We start from the raw sequence: 942 nt of genomic DNA, 5'->3' as shown, positions 1-942 counted from the left end.
GATTATTCAGAAACGCCGGTAGATATTACGGGGCAGGAAGCGGCTTACGGAGTGACGGTTACCGAAGATTGCAACTATACACTCACCTATGTGGATACCCAAACCGGTACCTGTCCGGTCGTGATCACTAGGACGTTCACGGCCATTGATGAATGCCTCAACCAGGGTACCGATACCCAAACGATAACCATCGGTGATACCACCGATCCGGTAGTAACGGCTCCGGGCGATGATACGATTGAAGCGTGCGATGTAGCTACGGGTCTGGCAGATTACTCTGAGACGCCGGTAGATATTACGGGGCAGGAAGCGGCTTACGGAGTGACGGTTACCGAAGATTGCAACTATACCCTTACTTATGTTGATACGCAAACCGGCACCTGCCCGGTAGTGATTACGCGTACCTTCACGGCTATTGATGAGTGTCTTAACCAGGGCACGGATACCCAAACGATCACGATTGGTGATACGACCGATCCGGTAGTTACGGCTCCGGGCGATGACACGATTGAAGCGTGCGATGTCGCTACGGGATTAGCTGATTATTCTGAGGCGCCAGTAGATATCACGGGTCAGGAAGCAGCTTACGGGGTAACGGTTACCGAAGATTGCAACTATACACTCACCTATGTGGATACCCAAACCGGTACCTGTCCGGTAGTCATAACCAGGACGTTTACCGCGATTGATGAGTGTCTTAACCAGGGCACGGATACCCAAACGATTACGATTGGTCATACGACCGATCCGGTAGTTACGGCTCCGGGCGATGATACGATTGAGGCTTGTGATGTCGCTACGGGATTAGCTGATTATTCTGAGACGCCAGTAGATATCACGGGTCAGGAAGCAGCTTACGGGGTAACGGTTACCGAAGATTGCAACTATACACTCACCTATGTGGATACCCAAACCGGTACCTGTCCGGTAGTCATAACCAGG

The 942-nt window shown here is 51.6% G+C and carries 1 pseudogene; it reads left to right on the top strand.

Annotation, left to right across the window (positions count from 1 at the left end):
* Positions 1-942: pseudogene (locus tag CRP01_RS42705) on the top strand (hypothetical protein); the annotation flags it as partial.

It is taken from the genome of Flavilitoribacter nigricans DSM 23189 = NBRC 102662 (assembly GCF_002646595.1).
Taxonomy (GTDB): Bacteria; Bacteroidota; Bacteroidia; order Chitinophagales; family Saprospiraceae; genus Flavilitoribacter; species Flavilitoribacter nigricans.
The sequence above is the reverse complement of the archived record's forward strand: the minus strand, read 5'-3'. Positions and strand labels throughout refer to the sequence as shown.